Origin of the sequence: Fontimonas sp. SYSU GA230001, assembly GCF_040066175.1 — a bacterium.
Taxonomy (GTDB): domain Bacteria; phylum Pseudomonadota; class Gammaproteobacteria; order Nevskiales; family Nevskiaceae; genus Solimonas.
On record NZ_JBEAAM010000026.1, the window covers coordinates 26,119 to 41,065 of the forward strand.

The window sequence follows — 14,947 nt, forward strand, 5'->3', positions numbered from 1 at the left end:
CGAGACTCCGATGCCGGCCTACAAAGCTCCCCTGCGCGACATGCGCTTCCTGCTCAACGAAGTGTTCGATTTCCCGGCGCACTACGCCGCACTGTCGAACGGCAAGGACGCCGACCCGGACACCGTCAGTGCGATCCTCGACGAGTGCGCGAAGTTCTGCGAGGAAGTGCTGTCGCCGCTGAACCTGTCCGGTGACGAGGAGGGCTGTCACTTCGGCAACGGTGAAGTGACCACGCCAAAGGGTTTCAAGGAGGCCTACGCGCAGTTCGCCGCCGGCGGCTGGCAGGGGCTGTCGCACCCGACCGAGTACGGCGGCCAGGGCATGCCGATGTCGCTGGGCGTGGTCAAGACCGAGATGCTGGGCAGTGCCAACTGGTCGTTCAACATGTACCCGGGCCTGAGCCTGGGCGCGATGAACACGATCATGCAGCATGGCGATGCGGCGCAGAAGGCGCTGTACATGCCGCCGCTGGTCGAGGGCCGCTGGTCCGGCACGATGTGCCTGACCGAGCCGCAGTGCGGCACCGACCTGGGCCAGGTCAAGACCAAGGCCGAGCCGCAGGCCGACGGCAGCTACGCGATCACCGGCACCAAGATCTTCATCTCCGCCGGCGAGCACGATCTCACCGAGAACATCATCCACATCGTGCTCGCGCGCCTGCCGGACGCGCCGCCGGGTACCAAGGGCATCTCGCTGTTCATCGTGCCCAAGATCAAGGTCAACGCCGACGGCTCGCTCGGCGAACGCAACCGCGTCGTCTGCAGCTCGATCGAGCACAAGATGGGCATCAAGGCCTCGGCCACCGCGGTGCTCAACTTCGAGGCGGCCACCGGCTACATGATCGCCGAGCCGAACAAGGGTCTCGAAGCGATGTTCACCTTCATGAACTCGGCGCGCATCGGCACGGCGGTGCAGGGTGTCTGCCACGCCGAAGCGTCGTTCCAGGGTGCGCTGGCCTACGCCAAGGAGCGCCGCTCGATGCGCGCGCTGTCCGGCAAGAAGGAACCGGACAAGGTCGCCGATGCGATCATCCACCACGCCGACGTGCGCCGCATGCTGCTGACGCAGAAGGCGGTCGCCGAGGGCGGACGCGCGATGATCTACTTCGCCGCGCAGTACGCCGACCACATGGTCAACGGCATCCTCGAGAACGACGACAAGAAGTACAAGCTGTGGGACGACAAGCTCGGCTTCCTGACGCCGATCCTCAAGGGCTTCCTGACCGAAATGGGCCTGGAGGCGGCGAATCTCGGCATGCAGGTGTTCGGCGGTCATGGCTATATCAAGGAACACGGCATGGAGCAGATCGCGCGCGACGCGCGCATCGCCACGCTCTACGAAGGCACGACCGGCATCCAGGCGCTGGACCTGCTCGGCCGCAAGGTGCTGGTGCTCACGCGCGGCAAGGCGGTGCGCGAGTTCACCGGCATGATCGCCAAGTTCGCGATGGAGCACATGCGCAACGCCAAGCTGCGCCGCTACGCGACCGACCTGGCGCGTTACGCGGCCGAGTGGAACGTGCTGACGATGCGCATCATGCTCGCCGCACGCAAGGACCGTGACTCGGTCAGCGCCGCCAGCCATCACTTCCTGATGTACTCGGGTTACGTGACGATGGCCTATTTCTGGGCGCTGCAAGCGGCGGTCGCAAGCCAGAAACTCGCGCAGGGCGGCGCGGAGAAGCCGGAGTTCTACAAGGCCAAGCTCGCCACCGCGCGTTTCTACTTCGATCACCTGCTGCCGCGCGCCAAGGGGCACGCGACGTCGATGGTCAAGCCGAGCAAGTCGCTGATGAAGCTGGAAGTGGACGCGTTCGCGTTCGAGTAGCGCGCGGCGCCCCGGCGCGGGCGATAGAATCGGCGCGCACGATCCAGTCACGGGGCGGCCATGGCCGAAGTCGGGGTTTCCGAGCAGTTGCTGAGCAATCTGTGGGACGAGCTGTCCGGCAACAAGCTGCTGCTGCCGAGCCTGCCCGACATCGCCCTGCGCATCGACGCGCTGATGCGCCGGGACGACGTCGATTCGCGCCAGCTCGCCAACGAGCTGCGCAAGGATCCGGCCCTGACCGCGCAGGTCGTGCGCATGGCCAACAACGCCGCCTACCGTGGCACGCAGGCGGTCACCGACCTGCGATCCGCGATCACCCGCATCGGCCTGGCCGCGACGCGCAACCTGGTGCGCGCGCTGGCGCTCAAGCAGCTGTTCGCGTCGCAGTCCTCGGTGCTGCAGGCACGGCTGCGTGGCGTCTGGGCGCGCAGTCTCGAAGTCGCCGCCGTCGCCCAGCTACTGTCCGTGCGCCTGCGCAGGCTCGAACCGGAAGTGGCGCTGCTCGCCGGCCTGATCCACCAGATCGGCGTGCTGCCGCTGCTGCGCCTGTTGGAGAACGAGCCGGAGCTGCTGCGCTCGACCCAGGCGATCGACCACGTCCTCGACCGTCTCGGCCGGCAGGCCGGCAAGATGGTGCTGGCGAGCTGGGGGTTCGCGCCCGCGCTGGTCGAGATCCCCGAGAAGTACGGCTTCTTCGAGCGCAGCCATGCCGGCGCGGCCGACTATCTCGATCTGGTCAATGTCGCGATCCTCGCGCTCGACGTCCATTACGAGGGGGTCAACGCCAGCGTCGATCGCAGCCGCGTGCCGGCCTGTGCCGCGTTGGGTCTGGACCCGGCGCTCGATCTGCTCGGACAGCCGGACTTCGCCGCCGACTACGACGCGCTGCTCGCGGCGCTGACCAGCTGAGACGCGGCACCGCTCATTCGCCGCCGCGCGGCGTGCTGAACACGTAGTCGTGCGCCTTCTGCGCGGCGTGGCAGTCGAAACAGGCGCTGGCCGCCGCGGCGCCGACCGCGCGCTTCTGCGGGTCGCCGCCGGCAAAACCCTCGAAGCCCCAGCCGCCGGTCGCGGCGTACTTCTTCGAGTCCTTGTGCATCACGCCGACGATCTTGCGTGCGCCTTCGGTGATCGCGTTGCCACCGGCCTGCGCGTCGAGCAGGTCGAAGACGATGACCGCGCCGTCGGGGAAGCGGCCGCCGGCATAGCCCTTCATGGCCTTGGGATTGGCATACAGGTGATGGATGCCGCCGAACGAGGCATACAGCGGATGGCCGTCCTCGATGAGCATGGTCTTGACGTGCCGCCAGTCGCGGTAGCCGGACGGGTAGGGGACTTCCGGAAACGCCGCGGGGGCGGCGTCGCTGGCCAGCGCGCTCAGACCGAAGGCGAGACCCAGTACCGCGAAGATCGTTCTCATGGCGGACCTCCGATTGCCGGACCGACCCCGGCCCTGCCAAGCTACTGCGCCGGGTGCGCACTGAAAAGTACGCACCATTCAGTGGGATACGCACTTTCTGGTGAGCATTGGAGAGGGCGGTGAGCGCTGCCGGAGAAGACGGTGACCGCGGCGCCGGACCGGTGCCGGTGGCACGCATGATCGAAGACGTGGTCGGCTGCAAATGGACGCTGTCGGTGCTCGACTGCGTGCGCCGTGGCATCGGCCGGCCCGGCGAGATCGAGCGGTCGATCACCGGTCTGCGCACCAAGGTCCTCAACGAGCGTCTGCGCAAGCTGCTGCGTTTCGGCGTGCTGTCGAGGACGGTCTATGCCGAGGTTCCGCCGCGCGTGGAGTACCGCCTCACCGACTTCGGGCTGCGGTTCGTCGATGTGCTCGACCGCATCGCCGCGCTGCAGGCGGGGCGGGAAGACGGTCCGTCGTTGCGTTGACCGGGGAATGCGTCGTATTGACGGTGCCGCGGCAGCATCCTTAAATATACCCCTGTCCGTATATCATCGCCCCATGCTGAATCTGCTGCCTACGCGGGCCAGCGCGGCTCGCTTGTTCGTGCTCATCTCGCTCCTGCTGGCCGGCTGCGAGGGCAGTTCGCGGCCGTCCGGCAGCGGGCCGCAGCCGACGCCAGTGCCGGCTCAGGCGCTGGATGTCACGGTGACTTCGCCGGCGCCCGACAACCTGCTCGGCGGCGCGACCACCGCGATCGCCGCGACGGTGTTCGTGCCCGCGCACCGGCCGGGCGAGAAGTATCCGCTGATCCTGCACAGCCATGGCTGGGGCGGCAATCGCATCGATGCGTCCGACGCCCAGACCAACAACCAGAACGCGGACACCTCGACGCTGTACTCGCGCGTCGTCGATCTGCAGGTCAAGTCGTTCTGGGACGCCGGCTACGCGGTGATCAGCTTCGACGAACGCGGCATCGCCGACTCCGGTGGCGCGGTGCGGGTCATGGACCCGGAATACGAGACCGTCGATGCGATGGCGATTCTCGACTGGGCGCAGGCGAATCTCGATCTCGCCACCGATGCCGGCGGTGACCCTCTGGTCGGCACGATCGGTGGCAGCTACGGCGGCGGTTTCCAGCTGCTGCTGGCGGCGCGCGATGCGCGCGTCGATGCGATCACGCCGAGCGTAACCTGGTACGACCTCAACGACGCACTGCAACCGGGCGGCGTGCTGGCCAAGGGCTGGCTCGCCGGCCTGTGCCTGGTCGCCAAGACCGACCAGCGGCGCATGGACGCGGTGGTGCAGACCGCCTGCGAGGAAGGCGCCGATCTGCCGACGACGCGCTACGGCGAGGACGTGGTCCTGTCCGGCGCCGCCATCACCGCCTACTTCCGCGAGCACAGCCTAGCCGCCTTCGAACGCCGCCACCGCGATCCCGCCGATCCGTACCGGATGCCGCCGGTGCACGCGCTGTTCGTGCAAGGCCAGCGCGACACGCTGTTTTCGCTCGATCACGCGGCGTCGGGCTTCGCCTTCCTGTCGGAGCTGGGCGGCGACGTGCGCCTGTTGACGCACCAGCACGGTCACATCCTGCCGGCGCCGTTCAGTACCAACGCGGCACTGGGCAGCATCGCCTGCGGTGCGCACGACACGATCGCGGCGATCCACGCCTTCATGGACGCGAAACTGCGCGGCCATGCCGCGGCGCTCGACGGCCTGCCGCGCGTGTGCCTGTCGCTCGACGACGCCGAGGGCATCGACCTCGACGCCGTGCCGGTCGGCGGCGCGGTCGTGCTGACGGTGCCGCCGACCTCGGTCACCGGGCTGGACGGCAACGTCGGTGCCGGCACCGGGCCGGTGTTCGTGCCGCTGGCCGAGCCCATCGCCGGCAGCGGTCAGGTGCTGGCCGGCGTGCCGACGGCGACGCTGAGCGTGCGCAGCGATGTGCCCGGGACGATCGGCACGGCCTTCGTGGCCATCGGCATCCAGCGCGGCGACACGCCGCCGTTCCCGGTCGATTACCAGGTGCAGCCGCTGCGCAGCGACCGCACGCACGACGACGAGGCGCTGCGCGGCGTCGCCGAGCGGCTGCAGCCGGGCGACCGCGTCGGCCTGCTGATCTACGGCGACTTCGTCGAGTTCGAGCCCGCCGGCCAGCCGCTCAACTTCGTCGCCAACGCGGTCACGGTCGAGGGGACGGTGCGCCTGCCGATCTTCGCGGCGGCCGGCCACGCGAGCCGCTGATGCGCCGCGCCACCACGCTGCTACTGCTGGCCCTGCTGTGCGCCTGCGGTGACGCCCGCCACGAACCTCTGGCGTCCGGCGACGATACGCGCGCGCTGTGCCTCGACTCGCAGTGCGGCAGCCCGCGTCAGCTCGTCGATCTGCCGGACCTGGAGAACATCGTCGTCACCGACGCGGGCCGCGTGTTCGTCACCGGCCAGCAGGGCCTGTATGAAATCCGCCGCGACGCGGACGGCGGCTATCGCGCGACGACGCTGGCCTCCGGCGGCTGCAGCGGCATCGTGCAGCGCGGCGCGCTGATCTACGCGCTGTGTCCGGACACATCCGGCGCCGCGGCGCTGACGGTCTTCGCCGCGGACGCCGACGTGCCGGTGCCGCAGAGCATCCACACGCTCACCGGCATGACCCTGCCCAATGGGCTGGCCGTCGGGCCCGACGACACCCTGTTCGTCACCGACGGGCCGATCGCGGTGCAGCCGCAGATCGTGCGCCTGACGCTGGATGCGGCCGATCCGCGCGTCGTGCGCGCCCAGGACGGCTGGCTGCTGACCTGGCCCGACTACCCGAACGGTCTGGCGATCCGCGATCGCGCGCTCTACACGACGCTCTTCGACCCGACGCGCGCCGCCGGCGACGTTGCGCGCATCGAGATCCGCGCCGATGGCAGCGCCGGCGCCGTCGAGCGCCTGCACACCCGCGGCATCATGGACGACCTCGAACTGGCCGGCGACACGCTGCTGGTGACCGACTGGCAGAACAACCGCCTGTTCCAGATCGGTCTCGACGGCGGCCTGCTGCAACAGACCGACCCGTTGTCGTACCGCCAGCCGTCGGCGCTGGCCGTCGCGCCGGCGGCATGGTTCGACCCGCCTGCGGTCCTCGTCACCGAGCGCTACACCGGCCGCGGGCTGTGGGTGCACGCGCGCCGCTGATCCAGGTCAACGCCAGTGCGGCTACACTGCACTAGCGTTGCCAGCGGCCGGTGTCACTGCCGGTGGCACGCACGCCCGAACAACGATCATCAATGCACAGGTGCGCCATGGACAGATTGCTGAAAGCCGCGCTGGTCGCGGCACTCGCGGTGAGCGGTACGGCCTGGGCGAAGGTGGGTGCCGACAAGGCCGCCGCGTTGGGTGACAAGCTGACGCCGGTCGGCGCGGAGAAGGCCGGCAATGCCGACGGCAGCATTCCGGCCTGGAGCGGCGGGCTGACCACGGCGCCACCCTGCTTCAAGGGCGCCGGCAGCCGCTACTGCGATCCGTTCCCGGACGACAAGCCGCAGTTCACGATCACGTCGGCGAATCTGGAGCAGTACAAGGGCAACCTGACGCCGGGCCAGCTGGCGCTGTTCGCCAAGTACGGCGACACCTACAAGATGCCGGTCTATCAGACCCGCCGCACCTTCGCCAATCCGCAGTTCGTCTATGACGCGACCGCGAAGAACGCGGTCAGCGCCGAGCTGGGCGGCAACGGCGAGGCCCTGACCGGCGCGATCACCGGCATTCCGTTCCCGATCCCGGGCAACGGCCACGAGGTGATCTGGAATCACAAGGTGCGCTTCCGCGACACCGGCGTGCGCCGCTGGAACAACCAGTTCGCGGTGACCACGGCCGGCGCCTACAACCTGGTCAAGATCCAGGAGGACGCCTACTTCGTGTACAGCACGCCCGGCATCAAGCCGGAAGAACTCAACAACAAGATCCTCTACTTCCTCCAGCTGACCACCGAACCGCCGCGTCTGGCCGGCACGATTCTGCTGGTCCACGAGACCATGGACCAGGTCAAGGAGCCGCGCGGCGCCTGGCAGTACAACCCCGGCCAGCGCCGCCTGCGCCGCGCGCCGAACATCGCCTACGACAATCCGGGCACTGCGTCGGACGGGTTGCGCACCAACGACCAGCTCGACATGTTCAACGGCGCGATGGACCGCTACGAGTGGAAGCTGCTCGGCAAGAAGGAGATGTACGTCCCGGCCAACAGCTACCGCCTGCACAGCGACCAGCTCAAGTACAAGGACATCATCAAGAAGGGCCACCTCGCCCAGGAGTACACGCGCTACGAGAAGCGCCGCGTGTGGGTGGTCGATTCCTTCGTCAAGAAGGGCGTCAGCCACCTGTACAAGCGCCGCACCTTCTACGTCGATGAGGATTCCTGGCAGATCGTCGCCGTCGATGTGTACGACCAGCGCGACCAGCTGTGGCGCGTACAGGAAGGCCATCACGTGATCGCCTACGACAAGCCTTACCAGCTGCCCGCGCTGGAGACGGTCTACGACCTGCAGAGCGCGCGCTATCTGGTCATGGCCGCCAACAACGAGGACGCCGAGACCGCGACGCGTTCGTTCACGGTCGGCGATTTCGATCCGACCAACGTCTCCAAGTTGGCGACCAAGTAGCGGCCGGATGCGGTGCCGCGGTGGACCGGGGGCATCGGACCCCGGTCTTCCGCGTCCGGCGCGGCGGCGATCCGCGGCGGATTTCCTCAGCCAGCCTGCTTGAGCGCCAGCACCGTCTGGTTGCGCAGCGTGCGCAGCAGGGCGAGTTCGCTGTCGGTCAGACGGATGCCGCCGACCTCGCCGTGGTCGGCGTAGAGCATCGCCGCCGGCACGCCGCGCAGCTTCATCGGAAAGACGATGAACGACGCGGCGTTGAAGTCGCGGCGGTACCAGTCCGGCAGGTGGTTCTGCACCTTGGGCTCGGCGGTGTTGGAAATCAGGATATCGACGTCGCGGGCGAGGATCAGGTTGAACAGGTCGGCACCGCCGATCGGGAAGCGGAAGCGGCCGAGCGCATCCTGTGCACAGGCGCCGAGGCAGAAACGCGCGCGCATCTGAGCGGTCGCCGGATCGCGCGTGCAGATCAGCACGCGCTGGCAGTGGATGGCGCGGAACAGTGTCTCGGCGACGATGCGCAGCAGGTCGTCCAGCGTCGCGTCCTCGATCAGTGCCTGGGTCAGGTCCTGGATGCCCGCCGACAGCGCCGCGGCGACATCGGCGGACGCCGCGGCCCGCAGCGGATCGGCGACCGCCGCCTCTTCGAGCCGGCCTGGAATCGGCGCCGCTGCGTCGCGCTGCGGTGCCGCGGCCGGCGGCGCGAGGCGTCCGGCCAGCGACGAGCCGCGCAGATCCAGGCCGAGCGTGCCCGCCAGTTCGCGCACGCGCGTGAGCGATTCCTCCACCGCGCTGGCGACCCGTGCCGCCGGGACGTCGAGGGCGCGCCGGTAGCGCTGTTCCAGAGCCAGCAGCGCCTCGGCGCGGCGTGATTCGTCCGCCAGCTCGCAGATCTGGGCCAGCTCGTTGGCGTAGGCGCTCAGCGCGCGCAGGGCGTCGTCGGCGTCGGCCGGGCTGGGCACCGGACCCGGCGCAGGATGCCGCATGCTGCGCAGCAGGCTCGGCGGGAACTCCCAGGTCTCGGCGACACCGACACCGAGTTGTTCGTAAGACAGACCGAGGATGCGGCGCGAGGCGCTGTCCTCGGCCAGATTCTCGGACAGCATCAGGCGATCGATCGCATCGGCCTCCTCGTGCAGGTAGTAACGCGCGAGCAGGCGCCCGAGGTTGTGGAACAGCGCGCAGATGAAGGCTTCCTCGTCGCTGGCGCCGACCGCGGGCGCCAGGGTGCGCGCCAGCATGCCGGCCAGGTTGGCGCGCAGGAACTCGTCCCGCAGCTGCCCGGCCTGGCGGCGGTCCTGCATGTGCTCGAACAGCATCAGCGAGATGGCGATGCTGCGCACCGTGTCGAAGCCGAGCACGACGACGGCGCGCGATACGGTGCTGACGCGGCGGCCTTGCGTCTGCGGATAGAGCGACGAGTTCGCCAGGCGCAGGATCTTGTTGGTCAGCGCGAAGTCCTTGAGGACCGTCGCCGCAAGCTGGCTCGCACTGCTGTCCGAGGATGCGGCGAGCCGGTTGATCGTGCTGATCGCCGCCGACATCGCCGGAAAGTCGCTCTTCTGCCGCATGCGCCGCAGCAGGAAGTCCAGCGTACCGGCGCGGGTCTTGGTGCCGCCGGGCGTGGTGTCGGCCGGCTTGAGGTAGGCGAGCAGGGCCTCGCGCATCGGGCGCGCGCCGGCATAGCGCAGCTGCGGATCGCGGGCGGTCGCCTTGGCGAGGATGTCGAGCAGGGACTGATCGAGCCCCTCGGGCAGCGCCAGCGGCACGTTGGCGATCAGGTGCATCGCCTGGAAGGGATTGTCCGCGGCGATCGCCGGCCTGCCGGTGAGCATCTCGAACAGCACCAGGCCCGCGGCGAAGACATCGCCCTGCGGAGCGATCGTGCCGTCGCGGATGTACTCCGGTGCCATGTAGCCCGGCGTGCCGCACAGTTCGCGGCTGCCGGGTTCGCCGTCGATCCGCGTGGCGATGCCGAAGTCGGTGACATGTGGCGCGCCGTCCCCGGAAATCAGGATGTTCGAAGGCTTGAGGTCGCGGTGGACCAGCCCGGCGTCATGCGCATGCTGCAGAGCATCGAGCACGCCGCACATCAGCTGCGCGGCCTGGGCTGGCGGCAGCGGGCCGTGTTCACGCAGCAGGTGCGCCAGCGTCTGGCCCTCGACGTATTCGAAGGCGAGGTAGGCCCGGCCTTCCGCCTCGCCCGCCTCGTACACCGGCACGATGTGCGGGTGCTTGAGCTGGCCGCAGGCGCGCGCCTCGTTGAGCAATGCGCTCGTGTTCGGGGCCGACCCGGAGTGCCGGCCGGGCTTGAGCAGCTTGAGCGCGACCGGCCGCCGCAGCAGCGGATCGGAGGCGAGATAGACGACGGCGCTGGCACCACGCCCCAGGACTTTCTCGATTGCGAACTTGCCGACCTTCTGCATGGATGTTCCGGACGATCGGCCATGCTAGGGGCGGGCTGCCGTGGCCAGCCGCGTGCGGCGACGGACGGTCGGCGCGCGCCGCGCTGCGCGCGGCTGTCGGGCGGATCCCGACAGGCTGCTAGACTCGCGTGCGCAGGCACGTCCGAGCGTCGAACATCGAGTGCTGTATGGCCGCGGCCCCTCTGTCCATCTGCGAACACTGTGACGCCGTCCACGAGCGCCGGCCGCTGGCGCCAGGCCAGGTCGCGTGCTGCCGGCGCTGCGGCGCGGAGCTGTACCGGAACCGCCGATTCGACCTCGACGCGATGCTGGCGATCACCCTGGCCAGCCTGATCCTGTTCATCGTCGCCAACCTGCATCCGGTGCTGATCATGCAGCTGGCCGGTGCCCGTTCCGAGGCCACGCTGTGGGACGCGATCCTGGCCAGCTACGACGCCGGCGTCGGTCCGGTGGCGGTGGTGGCCGCGGCCTGCCTGTTCTTCCTGCCGCTGTCGCAGATGACGCTGTTCGCCTACGTGCTGCTGCCGCTGCGCGCCGGCTGGGTGCCGCAGGGATTCGGCACCGCGATGCACACGATCCGCCACATGCGGCCGTGGAGCATGGTCGAGGTGTTCATGGTCGGCGTGCTGGTCTCCGCGGTGAAGCTCGCCGCCGACGCGGAGATCACCCCGGGCATCGGCCTGTGGGGCTTCGCCCTGCTGACGATCCTGCTGACGCTGCTGGCGACCTTCGACCTGCACGAGCTGTGGGACATCGCCGCGGAGCTGCAACGGTGAACGCGGTGCGCAGCGCACGCGAGCTGGGTCTGGTCGCCTGCGAGGCCTGCGGTGCCGTCTGGCGTCTGCCGCCGGACGATGCGGGCGACGCCGTGTGCCGGCGCTGCCGCGCGCGCGTGCACTCGCGCAAGCCGCGCAGCCTGGAGCGCACCTGGGCTTTCCTGATCGCCGCGGCGATCCTGTACCTGCCCGCCAACCTGATTCCGATCATGAAGACCGCGACGCTCATGGAGCAGCGCGAGGACACGATCATGAGCGGCGTGATCGCGCTGTGGCGCGCGGGCTCGCCGGAGATCGCCATCATCGTGTTCGCCGCCAGCATCGTCGTGCCGATCGCCAAGATCGTGATTCTGGCCTTCCTGCTGATCACGACGCAGCGTCGCTGGGCCTGGCGTCCGGCCGCGCGCACCCGGCTGTACCGGGCGATCGAGTTCGTCGGCTACTGGTCGATGCTGGACGTGTTCGTGGTCGCGCTGCTGGTCGCACTGGTGCATTTCCGCAGCTTCGCCGACGTGCAGCCGGGTGGCGGCGCGGTCGCGTTCGCCGCGGTCGTGGTCTTGACCATGGTCGCATCCAAGAGCTTTGATCCGCGCCTGATCTGGGACCGCCGTCCTGCCGCCGTCAGCATGCCGCCATGAGCGAAGCCGACCCGTACTCTCCGCCGCCGCCGGACGTGCGCGCACCGCGACGCTGGGCGCCGTCGCTGATCTGGCTGGTGCCGATCGTCGCGGCGTTGATCGGCGTCGCGCTGGCGGTGCGCGCCGTGCTGTCGGCCGGCGTGCTGATCGAGATTCAGTTCAATTCGGCCGAAGGCCTGGAATCGGGCAAGACCCAGGTCAAGTACAAGGATGTCGTCGTCGGCATGGTGCGCGGCATTTCGCTGAGCGACGACCTGCAGTCGGTCAACGTGCTGGTGGAGCTGGACCGCAAGGCGGGCCAGCTGGCCGCGGCCGACACGCGCTTCTGGATCGTGCGCCCGCGCATCGACACTGCCGGCGTGTCGGGTCTCGACACTCTGGTGTCCGGCGTCTACATCAGCCTCGATGTCGGCACGTCCACGGATTCCAAGCGCCGCTTCGTCGGGCTCGACACGCCGCCGGCGGTGACGCGCGACCGCAAGGGCACGAGCTTCGTGCTGCACGCCGACAGCCTGGGCTCGCTGGGCATCGGTTCGCCGGTGTACTTCCGGCGCATCGCGGTCGGCCGCGTCGGCGGCTTCGAGATGAACCCGGACGGCAGCGGCGTCACGATGCAGCTGTTCGTGTACGCCCCTTACGACCGCTTCGTCACGCGCAACACGCGCTTCTGGAACGCCAGCGGCATCGATATCGCGATCGGCGCCGCCGGCCTGCAGGTCAACACCGAGTCGCTGGCCTCGGTGCTGGCCGGCGGCGTCGCCTTCGCGACGCCGGACGAGGGCGCCGAGCCGGCCCGGCCGGGCTACGAGTTCTGGCTGCACGGCGACCGCGTCGCGGCGCTGGCACCGCCCTCCGGTCCGCCGCTGCGCGTGCGCCTGCGCTTCGTCGAGTCGCTGCGCGGGCTGGCGGTCGGCGCGCCGGTGGATTTCCGCGGCGTCGAGTTCGGCAAGGTCGAGGCGATCGACCTGGAGTACGACCCGCGACGCCGGCATTTCGTCGGCAACGTCCTGGCGACGGTCTATCCGTGGCGGCTCGGCAGCGCCTACCAGGCCCTGCGCGCGGCACCCGGCAACGGCGCGCGCCGCGATGCCGAGATCCTGCAGCGGCTCGTGCAGGACGGCCTGCGCGCGCAGCTGCGCAGCGGCAATCTGCTCACCGGCCAGCTCTACGTCGCGCTGGACCTGATGCCCAAGGCGCGCAAGCCGGCGGTCGAGGCCTTCGATACCTCGGGCGTGGTGGTGATTCCCACCGAGCCGGGCAGCCTCGCCCAGCTGCAGACCCAGATCGCGGACATCGTCGAGCAGCTCAGCCAGGTGCCGTTCGCCGAGCTGGGCCGGGACGTGCGCACGGCGATCGGCAGTGCGGATGCGCTGCTCAGGCGCCTGGAAGGGGAGCTGGCGCCGGAAGCCGCGCGCACGCTGGCCGAGGCGCAGCGCGCGCTCGAAGCGGCCAACCGCGGCCTGCTGGCCAGCGACGCGGGACTGCAGCAGGATCTGCGCCAGACCCTGCAGGAGCTGGAGCGCGCGAGCCGTTCGTTCCGCGTGCTCGCGGATTACCTGCAGCGCCATCCGGAGGCGCTGATCCGCGGCAGGACCGATGCCGACGAGCCGACCGCGCAGGAGGACGGGCCATGATCGGTACGCGTAGGCGCATCGCCACCCTCGCCACCGTGCTGCTGCTGGCGGCCTGCGCCGGCACGCCGCAGACCCGCTTCCATACCCTGCTGGCGCCGGCCGAACGCAAACCGGCCGCCGCCGCGCCCCCGGCCGCCTACGCCATCGACGTGCAAGCGGTCAGCGTGCCGGCACAGGTGGACGTGCCGCAGATCGTCCTGCGCCGCGGCGACGGCGAGCTGGCGCTGGTCGAGACCCGGCAGTGGGCGGCGCCCCTGGGCCAGGAACTGCGCCTGGCGCTGTCGGAGTGGCTGGCGCGCGAGCTCGGCGCGCAGGACGTTTCGCGCCTGGGCGCGGTGACGGACGTGCCGGTGCGGCGCGTCAAGCTCGCCGTGTCCCGTTTCGACTCCGTGCTGGGACGCAGCGCGCGCATCGATGCCCAGTGGCAGATCCGCGACGACGCGCGCGGCCTGTCGCTGAGCTGTACGAGCCAGGTGCAGGAAAGCGTCGGCGCGTCCTACGACGAGCTGGTGCAGGGCCATCAGCGCGCGCTGGCGCGGCTCGGCGCCGAGATCGCGCTCGCCCTGCGCGCGTTCGATGGGGCCGCGCCGCCGGCCTGCCCGCGCCCGCCGGCTCAGTCGCCCGCGCGATAGCGCACCGCCGCGATGCGGTGATCGGCATCCAGGTCGATCACCACGTCGGCGCGCTGCGGCAGCACGTCCAGCGCATGCCGGGTCAGACGTTCGTAGTGTGCGATGAACCGTTGCAGGGCTGCGGCGTCGCGCAACGGGCTGTCCGCGACGCCGGCGATGCGGCCGTTGTCTTCCTCCTGCTGGCGCCGCCATGCGAAGACGCAGGCGAAATCCGGCGCGCGCAGGAAGATCAGCCGGGCGATCGGCGCGAACAGTCGCCGGTACTCGTTCGCCAGGCGCTCGTTGACCCAGTACCGCCAGCGGGCATCCGCGTCCTCGCCGGCCTCCAGCGCATTGACCGGCCGCACCAGCGCGGCGGCGTCCTGGGGCGGCGTGCCGACGCACCAGCCCTCGAACAGGACGAGGTCGATGGGACCTTCGACGCGGCGCCACGCGGACGGCTCGGCGCGGTCGTCGCGGGCCTTGTCGAAGCGGGGCAGGTCCAGTGCCGCGCCGCGGCGCAGGCTGCGCAGCCGTTCGAGCAGCGTGACGCCCAGATCGACATCGTGCGTGCCGGGCACGCCGCGCGTCGCCAGCAGCGGGTGGACGCGCTCGGCCAGCTGCAGGCGCGCGGCGCGTGTCAGGTAGAGGTCGTCGAGCGACAGCAGCGCAGTGCGCAGTCCGAGCAGATCGAGGAAGTCCTGCAGCAGTCCCGCCAGCGTGCTCTTGCCGGTCCCCTGGGCACCGTTGATGCCGATCACCGGGCAGGCGTCCGTCGCGTCCCGCTGGCCGGCGATCCAGCGGGCCAGCGGCCACAGCTCGGCCAGCGCGCGCTGCGCGAACGCCTCCGACAGGCAGCGCTGCGCGCAGTAGCGCCGCACCCGGTCCTGCGCCTGTCGTTCGATCGGATCCATGCAAGCCGTCACGGAATTCGTCAGACTGCGATCCATTGTGCGCCGTCGCCCGCCGCCGTGCAGGCCGCCATTCCATCTGCTC

Annotated in this window: 13 protein-coding genes; 10 read left to right on the top strand and 3 right to left on the bottom strand. The window is 69.8% G+C overall.

From position 1 onward, the window contains the following. Window positions 1-10 precede the first annotated feature (10 nt). Window positions 11-1,828, top strand: coding sequence for an acyl-CoA dehydrogenase C-terminal domain-containing protein (locus AAG565_RS13095; RefSeq protein ID WP_348820059.1), 1,818 nt, complete (start codon window positions 11-13; stop codon window positions 1,826-1,828). Between the two features lie 60 nt (window positions 1,829-1,888). Further along, complete coding sequence (locus tag AAG565_RS13100; protein ID WP_348820060.1) at window positions 1,889-2,737, top strand: HDOD domain-containing protein; 849 nt, start codon at window positions 1,889-1,891, stop codon at window positions 2,735-2,737. Between the two features lie 13 nt (window positions 2,738-2,750). On the opposite strand, the gene AAG565_RS13105 is transcribed toward AAG565_RS13100, so the two are convergent. After that, the gene (locus tag AAG565_RS13105) at window positions 2,751-3,248 is read right to left on the bottom strand and encodes a cytochrome P460 family protein (protein ID WP_348820061.1); all 498 of its coding nucleotides are present in this window, start codon (window positions 3,246-3,248) and stop codon (window positions 2,751-2,753) included. A 119-nt stretch (window positions 3,249-3,367) separates the two neighbouring features. Here AAG565_RS13105 and AAG565_RS13110 point away from each other — a divergent pair, with 119 nt between their 5' ends. From AAG565_RS13110 to AAG565_RS13125, 4 genes are all read left to right on the top strand, one after another. Then, a complete protein-coding gene (locus tag AAG565_RS13110; RefSeq protein WP_348820062.1) occupies window positions 3,368-3,718 on the top strand; it encodes a helix-turn-helix domain-containing protein in 351 nt (116 codons plus the stop codon). 118 nt (window positions 3,719-3,836) lie between these two features. Then, complete coding sequence (locus AAG565_RS13115; protein WP_348820063.1) at window positions 3,837-5,477, top strand: CocE/NonD family hydrolase; 1,641 nt, start codon at window positions 3,837-3,839, stop codon at window positions 5,475-5,477. Next, window positions 5,477-6,409, top strand: a complete 933-nt coding sequence (locus AAG565_RS13120) for a hypothetical protein (protein ID WP_348820064.1) — start codon at window positions 5,477-5,479, stop codon at window positions 6,407-6,409. Before AAG565_RS13115 ends, AAG565_RS13120 begins: the two co-directional genes overlap by 1 nt. Before the next feature lie 107 nt (window positions 6,410-6,516). Beyond that, a complete protein-coding gene (locus AAG565_RS13125; RefSeq protein WP_348820065.1) occupies window positions 6,517-7,872 on the top strand; it encodes a DUF1329 domain-containing protein in 1,356 nt (451 codons plus the stop codon). Window positions 7,873-7,958: 86 nt separating this feature from the next. On the opposite strand, the gene AAG565_RS13130 is transcribed toward AAG565_RS13125, so the two are convergent. Beyond that, complete coding sequence (locus tag AAG565_RS13130) at window positions 7,959-10,292, bottom strand: HDOD domain-containing protein (RefSeq protein WP_348820066.1); 2,334 nt, start codon at window positions 10,290-10,292, stop codon at window positions 7,959-7,961. A gap of 167 nt (window positions 10,293-10,459) precedes the next feature. On the opposite strand from AAG565_RS13130, the gene AAG565_RS13135 reads away from it, so the two are divergent. From AAG565_RS13135 to AAG565_RS13150, 4 genes are read left to right on the top strand one after another with little or no spacing between them, the layout of a single operon-like run. Then, entirely contained in the window at window positions 10,460-11,068 is a 609-nt protein-coding gene (locus AAG565_RS13135; protein WP_348820067.1) for a paraquat-inducible protein A, read from the top strand. Beyond that, a complete protein-coding gene (locus AAG565_RS13140) occupies window positions 11,065-11,706 on the top strand; it encodes a paraquat-inducible protein A (protein WP_348820068.1) in 642 nt (213 codons plus the stop codon). Before AAG565_RS13135 ends, AAG565_RS13140 begins: the two co-directional genes overlap by 4 nt. Next, a complete protein-coding gene (locus AAG565_RS13145) occupies window positions 11,703-13,340 on the top strand; it encodes an MlaD family protein (protein ID WP_348820069.1) in 1,638 nt (545 codons plus the stop codon). The genes AAG565_RS13140 and AAG565_RS13145 overlap by 4 nt, the downstream gene beginning before the upstream one ends. Beyond that, the gene (locus AAG565_RS13150; protein ID WP_348820070.1) at window positions 13,337-13,972 is read left to right on the top strand and encodes a PqiC family protein; all 636 of its coding nucleotides are present in this window, start codon (window positions 13,337-13,339) and stop codon (window positions 13,970-13,972) included. The genes AAG565_RS13145 and AAG565_RS13150 overlap by 4 nt, the downstream gene beginning before the upstream one ends. On the opposite strand, the gene AAG565_RS13155 is transcribed toward AAG565_RS13150, so the two are convergent. Continuing rightward, entirely contained in the window at window positions 13,954-14,865 is a 912-nt protein-coding gene (locus tag AAG565_RS13155) for a hypothetical protein (RefSeq protein WP_348820071.1), read from the bottom strand. The two genes, AAG565_RS13150 and AAG565_RS13155, sit on opposite strands and share 19 nt — an antisense overlap. Window positions 14,866-14,947: the final 82 nt, after the last annotated feature.